The organism is Enterobacter sp. Acro-832 (genome assembly GCF_011752745.1).
In the GTDB taxonomy this organism is placed as follows: domain Bacteria; phylum Pseudomonadota; class Gammaproteobacteria; order Enterobacterales; family Enterobacteriaceae; genus Enterobacter; species Enterobacter quasiroggenkampii.
In genome coordinates this window covers 50787-72947 of sequence record NZ_VWWX01000001.1, presented here as the reverse complement: position 1 = coordinate 72947, position 22161 = coordinate 50787, and the positions used below count along the sequence as shown (strand labels likewise).

Below are 22161 nucleotides of genomic sequence, written 5' to 3'. Positions count from 1 at the left end.
GAAACGCCAAAAGGCCGCGGGGATCGCTCCCCGCGGCGTTGTTTTACGCAATTAACAGTTGATGGTTCGCCAGCAGCGTCGCCAGATCCGTCTGCACGCCGTTCAGCGTCACCAGGGTGGTTGGCGAGAACTGACCGCCGGTACCGTCCAGGTCAACCTGGATCTCGGTATTGCTGCCGTTCTGCACCACGCGGATGTAATCGCTGATATTGCCCGCGCTGCTGTCCAGCGTGGCCACGCCGTTCACATAGCTCGCCGAGCCCGTGCCGGTATAGCCGCTGCCGGAAAGCAGATCGCGCAGGTCAATACGATCCGTGTCCGCCGTCCCTTCCCAGGTGCCGACCGTAAAGCCGTTCACCACGTCGTGACCGTTACCGCCCGTGGCGTCCGAGGCGTTGATCAGCTTGTAGAGCAGCGTATCGTGACCGCCGCTGCCGATGTTGAAGGTGTCGTTTCCGCCGCGGCCTTCGAACCGGTTATCACCGCTGTTGCCGGTGATGACGTCGTCGTAATCCGAGCCGTTAATCCCTTCAATGTTCAGCAGACGCGTGGTGCCGAAGCCGGTGTCCTGCGCGGTTGAGAGGCGCAGATCCACGGTCACGCCGGAGGTCGCATTGCGGTAATCCACCACGTCCATTCCACCGGTGTTGCTCCAGGTGTCATGGTCGGAATGGGTAGTCCAGCCGCCGGAACCGTTGTAGGTATAAGTGCCATTTTCGGCGATAAAGGTGTCGTTATACCCGGTTCCGGTAATGGTTCCGCTGTGGCCGCCGGTGGCCGCTTCGGCCGTCAGGACGTAGCCCTCCTTGCCGTTGCCCGCCTCCAGGCCGCTCCAGGTGACGTTATCCGACACGCCGTTGGTGATCTTCAGGATCTCGGCCGAATAGGTTTCATTCGGATCCAGCCCGTAGAAGCTCACCAGCGCGGACGTATCGTTCGACCCGATACCGGACTGGGCATTGATGATCTGCGAGGCCACCAGCACACCCGCGGCGTTGTACAGGTTGACCGTATTGCCGTAGTAGGCGTTGATGCCCTCGCTGTCGACAATGTGCAGATGCATCGCGGTGCCGTCAGCAATGGTTTTGCTGTTTTGCACCAGCACCACCTTGCCGTTCTGCTGAGAGACCAGCAGATCCTGCGCGCCGTCCCAGTTGTAGTCCACTGCCGCCACGCCGGTGGCGTAAGCAATGCCTGAAGCCAGCTGGCTGGCGGTCCAGGTGGAACCGTAGCCGTTGTTGGTGAACAGGGTCGCCGTCTGCGAGCCGCCGTAGGTGCTGAGCTTGACGATGTCCATCTGCCCGTCACCGTTCCAGTCCACCGCCACCGACAGATAGCCCGCCGAGGCGTTAGAGGCCTCGACCGCGCTCTTGGTGGCCGAGAGCTTCCCGGTGCCGTCGTTGTAGTAGATCACCCCGCCGTTGTTGTTGTAGCTGCTGCCCAGGTACAGATCCATGTAGCCATCGCCGTTGAAGTCTGCCCACGTCATGGACGCCGCCGTGGTGGTATTCGAGGCGTTTGCCACAAACACGTTCGTCAGGTTCTGACCGATGGATAACGTCCCGTTGCCGTTGTTGTTGATCACGGTTAACGAGTACGCGCCGCTGCGGTTGGTGTGCTGAACCACATCCACGGTGCCGTCATTGTTAATATCGACGCCGGAGATTTCACGCATGGTGGTGAACTGTCCCCAGAACCCCGCGCCGCCGTAGGTGCCGTCAGGCGAGAGTACCCCGTTGTTGTTGATCAGATAGGTAATGGAGTCCGCGCCGGAGTCACCGTACGCCAGATCCAGATACCCATCACCTGTTTTATCGTACGCAATCACGCCGCCGTACCAGATGGTGGTCCCCATTGCCAGCTGACTGGCGTTATAGGTGCTGCCATCGTAGGTCCACATCACCTGCGTGGATCCTGAGTAGGTGGTCTCCGTGGCGAAAATGTCCTGCGTGCCGTTACGGTCAAAGTCGGCGGCGGTCTGGCTCACCACGTAGTAGTTACGGGTGTTAGTCAGCGTATTGCCGGCATAGGTCGAGCTATCGCTGCTGGAGTAAGACTGGCCGTTAGCGATGATATTCCACAGACCGCTGCTGTTCATGCCGAGTGTCATGGTGGAGTTGTTGCTGTTCCCCGCCGTGGTTGCCCAGTCGGTGTTCACCGAGGTGGTATCAATCACCAGGCTACCGGTCGCCGTACCCGTGGTATTGCCGTTACCCGCGCTGCTCTTCACCTGCGCGGTCACGCTGTAGCTCGCCACGCTCAGCACATCGCCGTCCGGGATCTGCAGATACCAGGTGTTGTGATCCGGGTCGACCACCACCGCACCGCCCGTCTGGGAGGTGTAGGTTTTGCCGTTCACCGTCACCACCAGATATTCACCGTTCACCAGGTCAGCGGAGACGGTACCGGTGACGATCGGCGTGGTATCAGACGTGGTCTGCGCGGTAATCGCCGCCGTGGTGGTCGGGATGCTGGTATCAACGTTCAGCACGAAGCCGTCGGATTCCGTGTAGTTTCCGGCCCTGTCGGTGACGCGCACGATGTAGGTGTGATTCCCGTCGCTCAGGCCGTTGTCCTGGAAGGACCAGCTTGCGCTACCGTTCATGGTCACCTGGCCGAGCAGAACCCCGTCACGGTAAAGCTGCACGATCTCGCCGTCGTCCGGGGCACGGTTAAGCGTCCCGTTGATCAGCGGCGAGTTATCGTCCGTTGCCACCGCGCTGCCAAAGGTGCCCTGACGCTCGCCTTCGCCGTCGGTGTAGCTCACAACCGTGCCAACCGTGGTCGGCGGCGTGGTGTCTACCGTGACGACCTGAGACGCGGTGGAACCCACGTTGCCCGCCTGGTCGATAATCCGCACCTGGTAGGTGTAGTCCCCGTCAGGCAGATCGCGAGTATCGGTGTAGCTCCAGCGCTGGTTGGTGACCGTGGTATCAAGCCAGGTATTCCCGCCGTCGAGGCTGATCTGTACGCGCTCGTCGCTGGCCAGCGCGCTGCCCAGCGAACCGTTGATGGTCAGCGTGGTGTCCATGGTGATGAAATCACTGCCGGACTGGCCGGTATCTTCGCTGATGCTGTCGATGGTGACGCCGTACTGCGGCGCCTGCGTATCCACTGTCACCGCCTGCGAGGTGGTGGCCCCGACGTTACCCGCCTGGTCAACGACCCGCACCTGGTAGTTATGGCTGCCGTCGGTCAGGGTACGCGTGTCGCTGTAGCTCCACTGCGTCCCGCTTACGGTGGCGTATACCCAGGTCGTGCCGCCGTCCATGCTCACCTGCACGAATTCACCCGCGCCGAGTTCTGCGCCGAGCGTTCCGTGCAGCGTGTACGAGGTCGAACTGGTCAGGAAGTCGTTATTATCGAAGCCGGTATCCACGGTAATGTTATCCACGGTCACCGTAATCGCCGCATCCGGGGCGACCGTATCCACGGTCACCTGCTGATGGGCGCTGGCCCCCACGTTACCGGCGGCATCCACCACGCGGACGTAGTAGTCATAGGTCTGGTTACCCAGCGTGCGGCTATCGACGTAGTACCAGCTGTTGCCGGTGACGATCACGTTCAGCCAGGTGACGCCGCCGTCGATGCTGATCTGGGCGTATTCGCCGTCGGCCAGCGTCGCGCCGAGCGAGCCGTGCAACGTCAGGGACGTGTCGCGAGTGATAAAGTCGCTGCTGCTCAGGCCAGTATCGTCGCTGATGCTGTCGATGGCGATCGTTTTGCTGGCGTCCGGCGCAACGGTATCAATGGTCACCACCTGAGAGGCGGTGGCGCTGATGTTGCCCGCATCGTCAATCACGCGCAGCTGGTAGTTGTAATCCCCGTCGGCCAGCGTGCGGCCATCAACATACGTCCAGCTCAGACCGCTGACGCTGACGTCGGTCCAGGTGACGCCGCCGTCAAGGCTGATCTGCGCGTGGTCGCCGCTGCCCAGCGCCGCGCCCAGCGTCCCTTTCAGGCTGATCTGGTTGTCGCTGGTGATAAAGTCGCTGCCGGACAGGCCGGTATCCTGCGTAATGGAATCCACGGTAATGGTGGTTGCCGCAGGCTTCGTCAGGTCAATCACCACGTCCTGGCTGTCCGTGGCCCCCACGTTGCCCGCGTTATCAATCACGCGGACCTGGTACTGATACGTCCCGTCCGTCAGGGTGCGGCCATCGGCGTAGCGCCAGGTGGTGCCGGTCACGGTCAGGTCAATCCAGGTGACGCCGCCGTCGAGGCTGATCTGCGCCTTCTCGTTATTGCCGAGCTGCGCGGTCAGCGAGCCGTTGACGACGACCTGGCTGTCGTTGGTGATGAAATCCGTTGCGCTCAGGCCGGTGTCGTTTTGCAGCGAATCAATAGCGATCCCCATCGACGGCGCGGTCAGATCGACCGTGACGGTATGGTTATCGCTGGCGCTGTTGCCGATGGTATTGCTGACCTGCGCGTTAATCACGTACGAGCCGCCGTCTGCCAGCGCGGCCACGTCAGCGCTTCCCACCGTGTAGCTCCAGGTACCGTCATTCTGGACGGTAGCCGCATAGGTTTTACCGTTCAGCGTGATGGTCACCGTCTGGCCTGCCGGCGCGTCGGTGGTGCCGCTGATGACCAGCGGCGTGCCGTGCTCGGCGGCGTTGACGATGTCGTCCTGCGCAAAGGTGTTAATGGTGATGGTTGGAACATCGCCGTTCAGCGTCACGTCGTGCGTTGCGCTGCCCGGGTTGCCCGCCTTGTCGCTTACCGACGCGGTGATGGTGTACTCCCCGTCGCTCAGGCCGAGGAAATCACGGCCCGGCACGAAGACCGACCACGATCCGTCTGCCCCGACGGTCGCCTGATAGCTGTGCCCGTTGAAGGAGACGGTCACCGTCTGGCCCTGTTCCGCTGTGGTGGTGCCGCGGATAGTCTGGCCCGCCAGCTGCTCCGCGTTGTTGACGATATCGTCATCGGCCACAGTGCTGATGGTTACGGTTGGCGCAACGGTATCCACTGTTAAGGTGTGCGTGGTCTGGCCGTTATTACCCGCTTTATCGTTGACCGAGGCAGTGACCGTCAGCGCGCCCTGGTTCAGGGCGGCCAGGTCGGCTGCCGGCACGTCGAGCGTCCAGGTGCCGTCGCTGCCGACAAGCGCAGTGTAGGTTTTGCCGCCCAGCGTCACGGTAACGGTCTGACCCGCCTCCGCACTGGAAGAACCGTGCACGGTCAGCGGCTGCTGCGCTTCCGCGGCGTTCAGCATGTCGTCAACCGACAGCGTCCCAATGCTCACCACCGGCGCAGTGGTATCCACGCTGATGCCGTGCGTTGCCGACGCGCTGTTGCCCGCGCTGTCCTGTGCCGATACGGACACCTGATAGCGTGCACCATCGGCCAGGGCGCCCACGTCTGCGGCCGGTACGGTGGTCGTCCAGGTGCCGTCGCTCTGAATCGTGGCCGTATAGCTCTTGCCGTTCAGGGTCACGGTGACCTGGGTCCCGCTGGCGAACTGCGCGCTGGAGCCGTTAATCACCAGTGACGAACCGGCTTCAGCCGCGTTGATGACGTCGTCACCGCTAACGGTGTTCACCGTCAGCGCCACGGAGGCGGTGTTGACCACCACGTCATGGGTCTGGGTGCTGCTGTTACCCGCGCTGTCGGTAATGGTCGCGCTGAGGGTCACGGTGCCGTCGGTCAGCGCGGAAATCACGCTGGCCGGAACGCCCACGCTCCAGTTGCCGCTGGCGTCAACGGTAGTGGTGTACTGGTGCGAACCGAGGGTGATAACCACTTTATCCCCGACGTTCGCGCCGGTTGCCGACCCGCTGACGATCTGCGCCTGGCCGTGCTCCACGCTGTTAATCACGTCATCGCCCGCCACCACGTTAAAGCTGACGGTCGGCGGCGTGGTATCAAGCGTAATCGTCTTACCCGCGCTGCCCGGGTTCCCCGCCGCGTCGCTCACGCTCACCTGCACGGTGTAGCCGCTATCCGCCAGTGCGGCCAGATCGCTGCCCGGAACGTTCACGCTCCAGACGCCGCCCTGCTGCACCTGCGCGGTATAGCTCTTACCGCCCAGCATCACGGTGACCGTCTGCCCGGCTTCCGCCGTGGTGGTGCCGGAGATAGCAACGCCCGCAGCCGCTTCGCTGCCGTTAATCACGTTATCGCCTGCGACCGTATCAATGGTCACGGTTGGCGCCGTCGCGTCCACGCTGTACTCCCGGCCCGCCGTGGCGCTGTTGCCGTGCGCGTTGGTGACGCTCACCTGCACGCTGACGTCACCGTCTTTCAGGCCCGCGAGATCCGCGGACGGCACGGTGGCCGTCCAGTTACCGTCAGCATCCACCTTCGCGGTGTACGTCTTGCCGCCGAAGGTAACCGTAACGGTCTGGTTTTCCTCCACGTTCGAGGTGCTGCCGGAGAGCACCAGATCCGCACCTTTCTCCGCCACGTTAATCACGTCGTCGGTGGCAATCGCATCGATGCTGATAGCCACCGCCGCCAGATCGACGGTCACGTCATGGCTGATGGTCACCGGGTTGCCCGCCGCGCTCTGGCCTGCAACGGTCACGGTGACCGTACCTGCTGCGAAGGCCGCGACGTCTGCCGCCGGGATCGCCGCGCTCCAGGAACCGTCTGCCAGCACGGAGGCCGCATAAGTTTTGCCATTGACGGTCACGGTGAGCGTTGTGCCTGCCGCCAGCCCGTCGCTGGTGCCGGAGACGATCAGGTTTTGAGTATGTTCGATGCTGTTGATCACATCGTCGCCCGCCACGGTATCAACGCGCAGGCCCGGCAGGTTAGCGTCGATCGCGATGTCGCGCTCGCCGGTCCCGGTGTTGCCATGGCCGTTGGTGACGGTTGCTGACACGGTCAAATCGCCATTGCCCAGCGCCGTCAGGACGGACTCCGGCACGTTCACGGACCAGGTCAGATCGCTCTGCACCGTCGCGGTGTAGGTGTTACCGCCAATGGTCACGGTGACGGTATTGCCCGCTTCCGCGTTCGTTACCTTGCCGCTGAGGGTCTGGCCCGCGGCCACTTCCGCCGCGTTAATGACGTTATCGCCCGCCACGGTGTTGATGGTGACGCCCGGCAGCGCGGTGTCTACCAGCAGGTTCGCGGTGTTGCTCACGCTGTTGCCCACGCCGTTGGTGGCGGCCGCGCTCAGGGTGTAGTTGGCTTCGCCCAGGCTCGCCAGATCCGCCGCCGGGACCGTCAGGCTCCAGCTTCCGTCTGCCGCGGTCGTCGCCGTGTAGTTTTTGCCGTTCAGGGTCACGGTCACCACGGTGCCTTCCGCCAGGTTGGCACTGGTGCCGCTCACGCTCAGATCCTGACCTTTCTCCACCGCGTTCAGCACGTTATCGTCGCTGATGGCGTTGAAGCTGACCGATGGCAGACCGGTATCGACGGTCACGCTATGCGTACCGGTGCCGGTGTTGCCCGCCGCGTCGGTGACGGACGCAGTCACGGTCACAGTGCCGTCGCTGAGGCCGGAAATCACGCTCGCCGGTACGCCCACGCTCCAGTTCCCCGCCGCGTCCAGCACGGTGGTGTACGTCTGGCCGCCGATGGTGACGGTGACCTTATCACCCGCGGCCGCGCCGGTGGCGGTGCCGCTGATGATGTGCGCCTGGCTGTGTTCTGCGAGGTTAATGACATCGTCGCCCGCCACGGTATTGATGGTCACCGCCGGAACGGTGACGTCCACCGTCAGGTTGTGATCAACGGACGCCGGGTTACCCGCCTTGTCGCTGACGCTTGCGGTCACGGTCACACTGCCGTCCGTCAGGGCCGCAACATCGGCCGCCGGAACGTTCAGCGTCCAGCTGCCGTCCGCGCTGACGGTGGTGGTGTAGTCTTTGCTGTTCAGCGACACGGTCACCGTCTGGCCCGCTTCGGCAGAGCTGCTGCCGGACACGGTCAGTTCGCTCTTCGCTTCGGCGGCATTAAGAATGTCGTCCGTCGCCAGGGTGTTGATGGTCACGCTCGGCGCGGTCGCATCCACGCTGTACTCGCGGCCCGCCGAGGCGCTGTTGCCGTTCACGTTGGTGACGCTCACCTGCACGCTGGCATCGCCGTCCTTCAGGCCAGCCAGATCCGCAGACGGTACGGTACAGGTCCAGTTGCCGCTGTCGTCCACTGTCGCACTATAGATTTTGCCGTTCAGGCTGATGGTCACGGTCTGCCCGGCTTCCACGTTGATGGTCGCACCGGACAGCACCAGATCCGCGCCCTTCTCCGCCGCGTTAATCACGTCGTCGGTGGCAATCGCATTGATGCTGATGGCAACGGTCGCCAGATCTACCGTCACATCGTGGCTGATGGTAATCGGATTGCCCGCAGCGCTGTCGCCGGTGACGCTGATTTTGACGGTGCCTTCCGGCCACGCGCTCACGTCGGTAGACGGCACAGCCGCGCTCCAGCTGCCGTCCGCCAGCACCGTGGCCGCATAGTCTTTGCCGTTGATGGTGACGGTCAGCGCCGTGCCCGGTGCCAGCCCGTCGCTGGATCCGCTGACGATCAGGTTCTGCGCGTGCTCGATGCTGTTGATCACGTCATCACCCGCGACGGTATCGACGCGCAGCCCCGGCAGGTTAGCGTCGATCGCGATCGCGCGCTCGCCGGTTCCGGTGTTGCCGTGGCCGTTGGTAACGGTCGCCGTCACGCTCAGGCTGCCGTTGCCCAGCGCGGTCAGCACGTCAGACGGCACGTTCACGGACCAGGACAGGTCGTTCTGCACCGTTGCGGTGTAGCTGTTGCCACCAATGGTCACGGTCACGGTGTTGCCCGCTTCGGCATTCGCCACGGTGCCGCTCAGGGTCTGGCCTGCGGCCACTTCCGCCGCATTAATGACGTTATCGCCCGCCACGGTGTTGATGGTGACCGTTGGCAGCGCGGTGTCTACCAGCAGGTTCGCGGTGTTGCTCACGCTGTTGCCCACCCCGTTGGTGGCGGTCGCGTTCAGGGTGTAGTTGGCCTGACCCAGACCGGCCAGATCCGCCGCCGGAACCGTCAGGCTCCAGGTGCCGTCTGCCGCGGTCGTCGCCGTGTAGTTTTTGCCGTTCAGGGTCACGGTCACCACGGTGCCTTCCGCCAGGTTGGCGCTGGTGCCGCTGACGCTCAGGTCCTGACCTTTTTCCACCGCATTCAGCACGTTATCGTCGCTGATGGCGTTGAAGCTGACCGAAGGCAGACCGGTATCGACGGTCACGTTATGGCTGCCGGTGCCGGTGTTGCCCGCCGCGTCGGTGACGGACGCAGTCACGGTCACGGTGCCGTCGCTGAGGCCGGAAATGACGCTGGCCGGTACGCCCACGCTCCAGTTCCCCGCCGCGTCCAGCACGGTGGTGTACGTCTGGCCGCCGATGGTGACGGTCACCTTATCGCCCGCTGCCGCGCCGGTGGCGGTGCCGCTGATAACGTGTGCCTGACTGTGTTCAGCCACGTTAATCACATCGTCACCCGCGATGGTGTTGATAGTGACCGCAGGAACGGTCACATCCACCGTCAGGTTGTGGTCCACGGACGCCGGGTTACCCGCCTTGTCGCTGACGCTTGCGGTCACGGTCACGCTGCCGTCCGTCAGGGCCGCAACATCGGCCGCCGGAACGTTCAGCGTCCAGCTGCCATCCGCGCTGACGGTTGTGGTGTAGTCTTTGCCGTTCAACAATACGGTGACCGTCTGGCCCGCTTCGGCGGTACTGGTACCGGACACGGTCAGATCGCTCTTCGCTTCGGCGGCATTAAGAATGTCGTCCGTCGCAAGGGTGTTAATGGTCACGCTCGGCGCGGTCGCATCCACGCTGTACTCGCGGCCCGCCGAGGCGCTGTTGCCGTTCACGTTGGTTACGCTCACCTGCACGCTGGCGTCGCCGTCTTTCAGACCCGCCAGGTCGGCGGCTGGCACCGTGGTCGTCCATTTGCCGTCGGCGCCTACGGTCGCGGTGTAGCTCTTGCCGCCGAAGGTGATGGTAACCGTCTGGTTTTCCTCAACGTTCGAGGTCGCCCCGGAGAGCACCAGATCCGCGCCCTTCTCGGCAGCGTTAATCACGTCGTCGGCGGCAATCGCATCGATGCTGATGGCAACGGTCGCCAGATCCACCGTCACATCGTGGCTGATGGAGACCGGATTACCGGCGCTGCTCTGGCCGGCAACGGTCACGGTGACCGTGCCTGCATTCAGCGCACCCACGTCCGCAGCCGGGATCGCCGCGCGCCAGGTGCCGTCCGCCAGCACGGTCGCCGGATAGGTTTTGCCGTTGACGGTCACGGTCAGCGCCGCGCCCGCCGCCAGCCCGTCGCTGGTGCCGGTGATAATCAGGTTCTGCCCGTGTTCGATGCTGTTGATCACGTCGTCACCCGCCACGGTATCCACGCGCAGGCCCGGCAGGTTAGCGTCGATAGTGATATCGCGCTCAGCGGATCCGCTGTTGCCGACGCCGTTGGTCACGCTGGCCGACACCGTTAAATCGCCGTTACCCAGCGCAGTCAGCACGTCCGACGGCACATTAACGGACCAGGTGAGATCGCTCTGCACCGTTGCGGTGTAGATATTACCGCCAATCGTCACGGTCACGGTATTGCCCGCTTCGGCATTCACCACCTTACCGCTGATGGTCTGGCCGGCTGCCAGCTCCGCCGCGTTAATGACGTCGTCGCCCGCAATGGTGTTGACGATCACGCCAGGCAGAACGGACTCCACGTTTACGGTGTGCGACGCGCTGGTGCTGTTACCGACGCTGTCCGTCGCCGAGGCGGTGACGGTGTAAAGCGCCTCGCCCAACTGACCGACTTCGCTCGCCGGAACGGTGGTGGTCCATTTTCCGTTATCGTCCACCTGCGCACTGTACGCTTTGCCGTTCAGCACCACGGTCACCACCGCGCCTGCCGCCAGGCCGGAAGCCGTACCGGAGAGGGTCAGGTCCTGGGTTTTCTCTGTATTGTTGATAACATCGTCACCGGAAACGGTGTCAATGGTCAGCCCCGGCGCGGTCAGGTTCACCGCCACGCCGTGCGTGGCGCTGTTGCTGTTGCCCGCTTTATCGGTCAGCGCCGCGGTAATGGTGTAATCCCCGGCGGTCAGCGCGGTGACGTCCGCCGCCGGCACGCCCACGCTCCAGTTGCCGGAGGCGTCCAGGGTTGCGGTGTACGATTTGCCGTTGAGGGTGACCGTGACCACGTCGCCCGCCGCCGCGCCCGTCACGGAACCGGTGACAATCAGGGCCTGCGCATGCTCGGCGCTGTTGATCACGTCGTCGTCGGACACGGTGTGAATGGTCAACTGTGGAACGGTGGTATCCACCAGCACGTCGCGATCCGCGGAGGCCGGGTTGCCCGCTTTGTCCGATACGGCGGCGCTGATGGTATAGTTCCCGTCGGTAATACCGCTCAGATCCGCGGACGGCACGGTCACGCTCCAGCTGCCGTTAGCCTGCACGGTGGTGGTATAGTCCATACCGTTCAGAGTCACGGTGACGGTCTGGCCCGCTTCGGCGTTGGTGACGCCGTTAATCACCAGATCCTGCTGCGCTTCGGCCGCATTGATGATGTTGTTGTCGCTGATGATTTCAATAGACACCGTCGGCGCGGTCGCGTCCACGCTGTACTCACGGCCCGCCGACGCGCTGTTGCCGTTCACGTTGGTCACGCTCACCTGCACGCTGGCGTCGCCGTCCTTCAGGCTGCCCACGTCGGCAGACGGTACGGTAGCCGTCCAGTTGCCGTCGGCATCGACCGTCGCGGTGTACGACTTGCCGCCGAAGGTGATGGTAACGGTCTGGTTTTCTTCCACGTTGGTGGTGGAGCCGGACAGCACCAGGTCCGCGCCTTTCTCTGCCGCGTTAATCACGTCGTCAGAGGCAATCGGGTTAATGCTGATGGCGACTGCCGCCAGATCCACCTTCACGTCATGGCTGATGGTCACCGGATTCCCCGCCGCGCTTTGCCCCTCCACGGTCACGGTAACCGTGCCCGCGCCGAGCGCGCTGACGTCTGCCGCCGGAATGGCCGCCGTCCAGGTGCCGTCCGCCAGTACGGTGGCCGCGTAGGTTTTGCCGTTGACGGTGACCGTCAGCGCGGAGCCGCTCGCCAGTCCGTCGCTGGAGCCGGTAATAACCAGGTTTTGAGCGTGCTCAATGCTATTGATCACATCGTCGCCTGCCACGGTATCGACGCGCAGGCCCGGCAGGTTTGCGTCGATGCTGATGTCGCGCTCGCCGGTGCCGGTGTTGCCGTGGCCGTTGGTGACGCTGGCTGACACCGTCAGATCGCCGTTACCGATGGCGGTTAAGACCGAGGACGGCACGTTGACCGACCAGCTCAGATCGTCCTGAACCGTCGCAGTATAGATATTGCCGCCGATGGAAATGGTGACAGTGTCACCGCTCGCCGCACCGCTCACTTTCCCGCTCAGGGTCTGTCCGGCAGCCACTTCCGCTGCGTTAATGACATCGTCCGTGGCGACCGGGTTGATGGTGACCTGCGGCAGCGCGCTGTCGACCAGCACGCTGTGGCCGGTGCTCGCGCTGTTGCCCGCGGCGTCAGTCACGCTCGCCGTCACGACGTAGCTCGCTTCGCCCAGTGCCGAGACGTTTGCCGCCGGAACGGTCACGCTCCAGTTCCCGCTCGCGTCGGTGGTGGCCGTATAGCTGATTCCGTTCAGGGTCACCGTAATGGTCGTTCCGTCCGGCTGGTTACTGGTGCCGGATACCTGCAGATCCTGGCCTTTCTCGGTCGCGTTGATCACGTCGTCAACCGCCAGGGTATTGATGGCAATGACCGGTGCGGTCAGGGAGACGTCAAATTCGTGCGTCGCAGTGGCGCTGTTACCGGCTTTGTCGGTGAGGGTCGCGGAGATCGTCTGGTCACCATTGGCCAGCGCGCCCACGTCCGCCGCCGGAACACCCACGCTCCAGCTGCCGGACGCGTCCAGCATGGCGGTGTAGTCTTTACCGTTCAGGGTCACGGTAATCACGTCGCCCGCCTGCGCGCCCGTCACCTTACCGGAGACGATCAGCGCCTGGCCGTGCTCGGCAATATTCACGATGTCGTCGCCGGCAACGATGTTGAAGGTGATCTGCGGCACGGTGGTGTCCACCAGCATCGAGGATCCCGCGCTGGCCGGGTTACCAGCTTTATCGGACACGGTCGCCGTGACCGCCGCGCTGCCGTCGGTAATGCCTGCCAGATCCGCCGCAGGCACGTCGAGCGTCCAGCTGCCGTCCGCCTGCACCTGCGCGGTGTACTGATTGCCGTTGAAGGTCACGGTGACCGTCTGGCCTGCTTCGGCCGTAGACGTCCCGCTCAGGGTCAGATCCTGCGCCGCCTCAGCCGCATTCAGCATGTTATCGCCGCTAATGGTGTTAATGGTCACCGTCGGCGCGGTGGTGTCGACGCTGAATGCCTGCGCCGAAGAGGCCGTGTTGCCGTTCACGTTGGTGACGCTGACCTGCGCGCTGGCGTCTCCCTCTTTCAGGCCGCTCAGATCGGCAGCCGGAACGGTCCAGGTCCAGTCGCCGTTGCCATCCACCGTCGTGGTATACGTTTTCCCTGCGAAGGTGATGGTGACGGTCTGGCCCGCTTCAACGTTGGATGTCGTACCGGACAGCACCAGATCCTGGCCTTTTTCCGCCGCGTTAAGCACGTTGTCGTCGGTCACGCTGCTGATGGTGATGGCGACCGGCGCGAGATCGACGTCCACGACGGTCCCGATGGTTACCGGGTTGCCGGAGGCATCCTGCGCGCTTGCCTTGATATCCAGCGAGCCATCCGCCCACTGGGACACGTCCGCCGCCGGTACCGCCGCCTGCCAGGTACCGTCCGCCAGTACCGTTGCGGAATACGCTTTGCCGTTGATGGTCACGGTCACGGCGCTGCCCGCCGCCAGATCGGTGCTGGTGCCGGACACAATCAGGTTCTGCGCGTGTTCAATCACGTTAATCACGTCGTCGCCTGCGACCGTATCAATACGCAGCCCCGGAAGCTGGGCGTCGATGGTGAAGTCGAGAGAAGAAGAGCCGGTATTGCCGTGCCCGTTGGTCACGCTGGCCGATACGGTGAGATCGCCGTTGCCGAGCGCGGTGAACTGACTCTCCGTTAACGGCAGGCTCCAGGTGAGATCGTCCTGCACGGTAGCCGTGTATGTCTGACCGCCGAGGATAATCGTGACAGTGTCACCTGCCGCCGCGTTCGTCACCTTACCGGACAGGGTTTGCCCCGCCGCCACTTCCGCCGCGTTAACGATATTGTCGCCCGCCAGCGTGTTGATCGTTACCACCGGCAGCGAGCTGTCCACCAGCACATCGTGCGAGGTTGAGGCGCTGTTGCCTACGCTATCGGTGACGCTCGCCGTCACGGTGTAATTCGCCTCGCCCAGCGCCGAGACGTTTGCCGCTGGAACGGTCAGGCTCCAGTTGCCGCTGGCATCAGCGGTGGCTGTATAGTGTATGCCGTTCAGGGTCACCGTAATGGTCGTGCCTTCCGGCTGGTTGCTGGTGCCGGAAATCTGCAGAGCTTCGCCTTTCTCAGCCGCGTTAATCACGTCGTCTGCCGCCAGCGTGTTGATACCGATGACAGGCGTCACGGTATTCACCACCACATCCAGCGAAGTGCTTCCGGTATTACCGGACCTGTCGGTCACGGAGACGTCGATGGTCCAGGTGCCGTCCGTCAGCCCCTGTACGACAGACGCCGGCAGGCCAAGGCTCCAGTTGCCCGCTGCATCCACCACGGTGGTGTAATCGACGCTGTTAATGGTAATGGTCACAAGGTCGCCCGCTGCCGCACCGGCGACGGAGCCGCTCAGGATCTGCGCCTGTGAATGGGCGAGCTGGTTAACGGTGTTAGTGTCGGTGACAAAGTCGTTAATGGTCACCTGCGGCACGGTCGCGTCCACCAGACCCACGCGGTCGGCGCTGCTGCTGTTGCCCGCCACGTCGCTCACGGTGGCCGTCACGGTCACGATGCCATCATTGAGGGCGCCGACATCAGCCGCCGGAACGATCAGCTGCCAGGTACCGTCCGTCTGGACCGTGGTCTGATACGTTTTACCGTTCAGCGTCACGGTGACCGTCTGGCCTGCTTCCGCACTGCTGGTGCCGCTCAAGGCTAAATCCTGCTGCGCCTCAGCCGCGTTGATGATGTTGTCGGCGGTCAGATTATCGAGCGTAATCGCTGGCGGCAGCGTATCCACCGTGACCACGCGCGACGCGTCGGCACTGTTGCCATTGACGTTCGTGACGCTGACGCTCACCTGCGCGCGCCCGTCGATCAGGGTTTCCATGGCGCTGGCAGGCACGGTCAGGCTCCAGGAGCCGTCCTGCTGCACCTGTGCGGTAAAGGTCTGGTCGGCGAATTTCACCACCACGGTCTGCCCCGCCTCCACGCCCTGCGTCTGGCCGGAAAGGGTTAAATCGGCGCCTTTTTCTGCCGCATTCAGCAGGTCATCGCCGGAGACGGTATCAATGGTGACCGCCACGGCGTTCAGATCGAGTTCAATCGGGTGTTCAGCCGCAACGGTATTGCCCCAGGCATCTTCAGCGCTGACGCTTACCGTCACCTCTCCCGCGGTCCAGGCCTGCAGGTCCGCGGTCGGGACGCCGATCTGCCAGTGGCCGCTGGCGTTCACCGCGGTAACGTACTCAACGTTATTGATGGTGACGGTAATCTGCGTGCCGGCAGCCAGATGGGTGCTGGAGCCGGTGACGGTCAGATCCTGCTGCTGCTCAATGGCGTTGACCACGTCATCGCCGGAAATGGTGTTCACGCGCAGACCCGGCAGCTGCGCGTTGATGTTGATATTGCGCTCGCCGGTGCCTGTATTGCCGTGCGAATTGGTCACCGACGCGGTGAAGGTTAAATCGCCGTCGCCGAACGCCTGAAGATCCGCTGACGGGATTTTTACGCTCCAGGTCAGATCACTGCCCACCGTGGCGGTGTAGCTCTTGCCGCCCACGGTGACAGAAATGGTATCGCCCGCCGCCGCGCCGGTGACGCGACCGCTGAGCGTTTGATCCACACCCGCTTCGGCATTATTGACCAGGTTGTCCCCCGCAAAGGTGTTGATGATCACCTGCGGCAGCACGGTATCCACCAGCAGCGTCGCCGCGGCAGAGCCGCTGTTACCCACGCTGTCAGTACCGCTGACGCTGACGGTGTAAAGGGTGTTCGCCAGATTCAGGACGTCGGAAACAGGCACCTGGACCGCCCAGATGCCGTTTTCAACGGTGGCCTGATAGCTGACGTTGTTCAACGTCACGGTGATGGCGCTGCCGTCAGGCAGGTTGCTGGTGCCGGTCAGGCTCAGCGGTTGCATTGCCTCCTGAGCATTCAACACGTTGTCCTGGCTGATGGTATCAATCGTAAATTCTGGCGGGTTGCCGCTCAGCGTAATGCCGTGTGTGGCGCTGCCGGTGTTACCTGCCGCGTCGGTCACGGAAACTGAAATCGTATGGTTACCTTCCCCCAGCGCGCCCAGCACGGACGCCGGAACGCCTACGCTCCAGCTGCCGTCCGCCAGCACCACGCCGGTGAAGGACTGGCCACCAACGGTCACGGTGACCACATCCCCCGCGGCGGCGCCGTTTGCCTGCCCGGAGATAATCTGCGCCTGACCCTGCTCGCTGGTATTGAGAATATCGTCGCCCGCCACGGTATCGATGGTGACGACCGGCGCGGTGGTATCCACCGCAAAATCGGCGGTGACAGACGAGCCGTTGCCCGCTTTGTCGCTGACGTTCACCGTCAGGGTGTGATTGCCCTCGCTGAGCGCCTGCACATCGCCCGCCGCAAGCGTGACGGACCAGGTGCCGTCGCTGCCCACCGTGGCGTTGTAATTTTTACCGTTCAGCGTGACCGTGACGATCTGACCGGCTTCCGCATTCGTTTTGCCGGTCAGCGTCAGCGGCTGGCTGTGCTCGGCGGCATTAATGATGTTGTCCTGCGCGAGGGTATCGACAGAGAGGGTTGGCGCGACGGTATCCACGCCGATTGTCTGGCTGCCGCTCACGGTGTTACCCGCCGCGTCTTTGCCGCTGACGTTGACCGTCCAGGTGCCATCGCCCAGCGCCTGCGCGTCGGCCGCGGGTACGTTAACGCTCCACTTCCCGTCAGCGCCCACCACGGCCCCGTAGGTTTTACCGTTTAGCGTCACGGTAAGTTCGGTGCCCTGCGCCAGATTCTTGCTGGCGCCGGAGAGCGTAAAGCCTGCGGATTGCTCGCTGGCGTTAAGCACATTATCGCCCGCCGTGGTGGCCAGCGTAATGGCGGCCTCGGCGGTCGAGACCGTTACGGTGATATTGCCCGCATCGGTAGTCTTACTGCCGTCGATCTGCACCACCGACCAGGTGTGTTCCCCGTCCGTCTGGGTCGGTAATTTTACCGTCCAGGTGCCCTCTTTACTCACCATGGCGCTGGCGATGGTGCTGCCGCTGCTGTCTTTGATCTGGATCGTCGCGCCCGGCTGACCGGTGCCGCTAAAGGTTGGCGTGTTGTCGTCCGTGATCGCGTTTGCTGTCAGCACGCCCTGCTTGTCGCCCGCTTTATCCGACAGCAGGAAGGTTGGTGTGGCGCTTTCCACCTCTTTCGTATTATCAATAACTTTTGTTTTAGTATCGCCGTCGCCGCCGTTTGCCAGCAGCGCCCCGATGGCACCGCCGCCTAATGCAGCTCCCGCAATCCAGCCCCACGGCGCATCGCTTAAGACGCTTTCCTGCTCCAGGAAAGGTTGAATGCTGCTAATCGGTGTGGCCTGCGCGGTTAACTCGGTCACCGCCACGCCTGATGCTTCCCCGGCATCGGCAAAAGAAATATGCGTCAGTTCCTGACGATCGTTGAATACCAGCTCTGACTGAGTATGCGTTTCAGGATCTTCAACAAAATAGTTATTGCAGCGAATCACGCTGCCATCTTTCATATAAATGAGGAGGTCTTTCCCCTGACGGACATAACGCGCCACATCCTGAGCAGAACCCTGGATTTCAATCACGCTCGGGGATGAAATAGAGACCGACAAATTCCCTTCGCCGGTTAATTTCGTTTTCTCCGCCGTTTTGCGAATGATGACATCAACAACCTTTATGTTACTCATATTTCTCTCCTTGCAGGTGTACGGATTCCTGTGGATATGTCCACCAGACGGATGTAGCTATCCCTGGGAAAAAACACCCATTATTTTCAGACTTATTTTTCGCGACAATACGCGTCTTTTTTTAACTCAAATCGGGTAGTTTTGCGGCAGCGTTTTTCTCTATTCCAATAAGCGGCATTAAATTATCAACCGCGGAAGCATAATTAATTGCCGAACTCCAGCCATCATACTCAGCGATTATTTTCGCCGAGGTGGCCTGCCAGACATCCTGCTCAACGCTGAGCAGATCGTTAATGCTCCGCTTGCTCAGGGTGTACTCATTTTTATAGACATCACGGGCGCGCAGGGCATTTTCCAGCTGCTGTTTCCCGGCCTCCATTCTTCCCCGTGCACCGGTCCAGTCCGCCTGCGCGACGGAGGCTTTTTGCAGGACATCGAAACGCGCCTGATCGACCTGAGAGGAAGCCATCGCCCGTGCTCCTTCAGCCTGCCGCACGCGTGCAGAGACCGCGCCGCCCTGATAAAGCGGTGCGTCAATGTTGAGCTGGATCTGGTCGTCCCAGTACGAACGGTTGTCCGACTCGTAACGGGTACGTCCGCCCTTCAGGCTTAGGGTCGGCCAGTGCTGGGACTTCGCCGTTTCCACGCCATACTGGGCTGAGCGCTCCATGTTTTGTGCGGCCATGACCGCCGGTATCAGCGAATAATCAATGCGGTTGAGCGAATCAGGCTCAACAGCGAGATTTGCGGGTACAGGCGAAAAGTTATCGGCCTGCATTCCGGTTAATACCGCGAGCCTTGCGCGGGCGCTGTTTAAGGCGGCGTGATACTGCGCGACCGTCGCCTCCATGCCGGCAATACGCGTGCGGGTCTGGAGCTCATCGGAGGTCGAGCTCACGCCCGCGTCGGCGCGCAGCTTTGCCAGCTGCTCAACATTTTTTAGCGCCTGAACGTTCTCCTTTGCCGCCTGCAGCAGATCGGCATAGCGTTTGACCTCGACATAGCTCAGCGCCGTTTTTTCCGCCACGTCAGAGAGCGTGCTCATCAGCTGGTAGCGGTAGCTATCGCGCTGGGCGGAAGACTGGCTGATGCTGTTATTGGTCTTGCCAAAGTCATATATCAGCTGCGTCAGGCTCAGCCCCCACGCGGCTGAATTCTTCAGCGACCCGCTGGAATCGGTGGTCTGGCTATGGCCCGTGCTGCCGTTCAGCGATATTTGCGGCATCCAGCCGCTGCGCGCTTCATCTATTTGCGCCTGACCAATACCGAGTTGCGCGGCCTGCTGACTAATCGACGGATCGCGATCGATAGCAAAAAGAATACTTTCTTTTAAGGTTGTCGTGGCAACCGGGGCAATACCCACCTGACTACTATTGGCGTACGCCGTATTTATGGCTAATGAAATGAATGCCAGTGCTGCTGTAAATCGACGTAACATAGGCTTTCGCAATATCGTCATTTTTATCTCCCTGACTCTGAGTGACACTGAAGCAATTACCCAAAAAGAGGTATAGATAATTAGACAAATATCTTATTTCGCATCCTTGCCGAATTTTAGGTAAAACTCCCCATACCCATTTCCTCTGGAGATGAGATCTGCCTGCGTCTTATTTAAATTAAGAATTTACTTATTTCCTAAAGTGGTTAGCAGCATAACAAAATGCGTTATAAGCCACTACACCCCCAATGTTAATGTGGTGTTACAATTAAGAAAAAAGATGGGGTTTCTGGACAAAACTCTTAAAATGACCTTTCAGATGAAACATATAAACCGACTGTTATTTAAGGAAAATTCTTAATTCGTCACCTGCACATTTTTGCGTTAATTTCCGGGCGGGTCAGACACAAAGATTTTCAAAGAAGTGTCAATTTAAGTAGCTAAACCAGACAAATTAGAATTTAATGCCATTAATAAACTAATTAAAGCAATCAAAAGCCACACTAACAATATTTTTCAGAATAAAAACCCAGACAATAGGAATGCAGTGGTTACATAACCCAAATCGTTAAATAAAACATAACAATAACATTGTGGTTAACATTCAAAACGGCTTACCTATACCTGCTTAATAAAATTTTAATAATCACGCATCTGAATCATCACGCCTCTCCACGACATCAAAACGACGTTGCCCTTTTCTCTGCGTTAAAATGCTGTATTATGCAAACTATTGCGACATTTTGCAGGAACGCAGACCGATGCACAAAACCGCACGACAACGCCACGTTCTGGATATCCTGAGCGAGCAAGGCCAGGCCAGCATCACCGAGCTGGCAGAAAAGCTGCAGGTTTCAGCCGATACCATCCGTCGGGATCTGACCGACCTGGAAAACCAGGGGCTGGCGCAGAAGAACCACGGCGGGGCCATCGCGCTGAATCTTTCCGCCATGAATCGCCAGGGCCGCAATACGCTGCTGCCGGAAACCAAACAACGCCTGGGAAAACAGGTCGCACAGCAGGTTCCTGCGGGTTCTACCCTGTTTCTGGATGCGGGCAGCACGGTGATGGCTGTCGCCTCCTTTCTTCGCGGGCCGCTCACCGTCATTACCACGTCGCTAGATATCGCCCAGCACTTTAGCGACCGGGAAGACGTTGAGCTGATCCTGCTCGGCGGGAAATGGGACCATAAGCAGCGCCTGTTTGCCGGAAGCGCCACCTTGTCCTTGCTGTCCCGCTATCGGGCAGATATCGCCATCCTCGGGGCGTGCGCCATTCATGCTGAACTCGGTTTGAGCGCCGGTAAAGAAGCGGATGCCGAGGTTAAACGCGCGATGCTTGACGCAAGCCATGCGCACTGGATTGTTGCCGACCACCTGAAAGTCAACCGCTGCGAGCCGTATCTGGTTTCCGGGTTATCTAACATTCAACAACTCTTTTTAGATCGTCCCTGGCCTGAGCTTGGGGACCCTGGCGCATTGCAGGTCACGGTGTGCGCGAATTAACGTGGAGAAGTTCATGAGTACAGTTCGAACAATTAACATTGCGCTGATCGGGTATGGATTTGTGGGCAAAACTTTCCATGCCCCGTTAATCCAGTCTGTGGACGGGCTTAAGCTGGCCGTGGTCTCTTCTCGTGATGAAGAGAAGGTGAAACGCGATCTGCCGGACGTACAGGTAGTGGCAACACCGGAAGATGCTATTCAGCATCCTGATGTTGACCTGGTGGTGATTGCCTCCCCCAACGCCACGCACGCCCCGCTGGCGACGCTGGCCCTGAACGCAGGCAAACACGTGGTCGTGGATAAGCCTTTCACCCTCGACATGCAGGAAGCCCGCGACCTGATTGCGCTGGCGGAGGAAAAGCAGCTACTGCTTTCTGTCTTCCACAACCGCCGCTGGGACAGCGATTTCCTCGGCATTAAGCAGGTCATTGAGCAAGGCACGCTCGGCAAGGTTAAGCACCTGGAGTCGCATATCGACCGCTTCCGCCCGGAAGTGCGCGTGCGCTGGCGTGAGCAGAATGTCCCCGGGAGCGGCCTGTGGTTTGACCTGGGGCCTCATCTTATCGACCAGACGCTACAGCTCTTTGGTCTGCCGCAGTCGGTTCAGGGGAATATCGCGACGCTGCGCGACGGCGCAGAAATCAACGACTGGGCGCACGTGGTCTTAAACTATCCGGAGCATAAGGTGATTCTGCACGCCAGCATGCTGGTGGCAGGCGGAACGGCGCGCTTTGCCGTCCACGGGGACAAGGGCAGCGTGGTGAAGGCCAGAATCGATCAGCAGGAAGCACAGCTGCTCTCCGGGGTGATCCCGGGCAGTGAAACCTGGGGCGAAGACATCGACAGTATGGTGTTCTTTGGCGCTGACGGCGCATCGCAGACGATCCCTACTCCGAAAGGCGATCAGCGCCAGTATTACATCAATGTGCGTGACGCGCTGCTTGGGAAAATCACCAATCCGGTCCACCCGGTTGAGGCACTGGCAGTCATGGCCGTGCTGGAAGCGGCGGTGAAGTCCTCGGAGACAGGGTCAACCCAGGCGCTGGCGTTAAGTGCCGAAGAGCGTGCTCTGTTGGGTTAAAAACAAGCCGGGTGGCGCTGCGCTTACCCGGCCTACGATTCAGAGCCGTTTGTAGGCCCGTGCAAGCGAAGCGCCGCCGGGCGAGAAG

At 61.3% G+C, this 22161-nt stretch carries 4 protein-coding genes; 2 read left to right on the top strand and 2 right to left on the bottom strand.

Annotation, left to right across the window (positions count from 1 at the left end; all coding sequences use genetic code 11):
* Positions 1-43: 43 nt before the first annotated feature.
* Complete coding sequence (locus F3J31_RS00295) at positions 44-18049, bottom strand: Ig-like domain-containing protein (RefSeq protein WP_167210535.1); 18006 nt, start codon at positions 18047-18049, stop codon at positions 44-46.
* A gap of 121 nt (positions 18050-18170) precedes the next feature.
* Positions 18171-19508, bottom strand: a complete 1338-nt coding sequence (locus F3J31_RS00290; RefSeq protein ID WP_126288856.1) for a TolC family outer membrane protein — start codon at positions 19506-19508, stop codon at positions 18171-18173.
* Between the two features lie 740 nt (positions 19509-20248).
* Here F3J31_RS00290 and F3J31_RS00285 point away from each other — a divergent pair.
* A complete protein-coding gene (locus F3J31_RS00285; protein WP_023618764.1) occupies positions 20249-20992 on the top strand; it encodes a DeoR/GlpR family DNA-binding transcription regulator in 744 nt (247 codons plus the stop codon).
* A gap of 13 nt (positions 20993-21005) precedes the next feature.
* A complete protein-coding gene (locus F3J31_RS00280) occupies positions 21006-22073 on the top strand; it encodes an oxidoreductase (RefSeq protein WP_167210532.1) in 1068 nt (355 codons plus the stop codon).
* Positions 22074-22161 lie beyond the last annotated feature (88 nt).

Bases quoted from the DNA above. Each gene is read 5' to 3' on its own strand.
- F3J31_RS00295 (WP_167210535.1), bottom strand. From the start codon at position 18,049: ATGAGTAACATAAAGGTTGTTGATGTCATCATTCGCAAAACGGCGGAG.
- F3J31_RS00290 (WP_126288856.1), bottom strand. From the start codon at position 19,508: ATGACGATATTGCGAAAGCCTATGTTACGTCGATTTACAGCAGCACTG.
- F3J31_RS00285 (WP_023618764.1), top strand. From the start codon at position 20,249: ATGCACAAAACCGCACGACAACGCCACGTTCTGGATATCCTGAGCGAG.
- F3J31_RS00280 (WP_167210532.1), top strand. From the start codon at position 21,006: ATGAGTACAGTTCGAACAATTAACATTGCGCTGATCGGGTATGGATTT.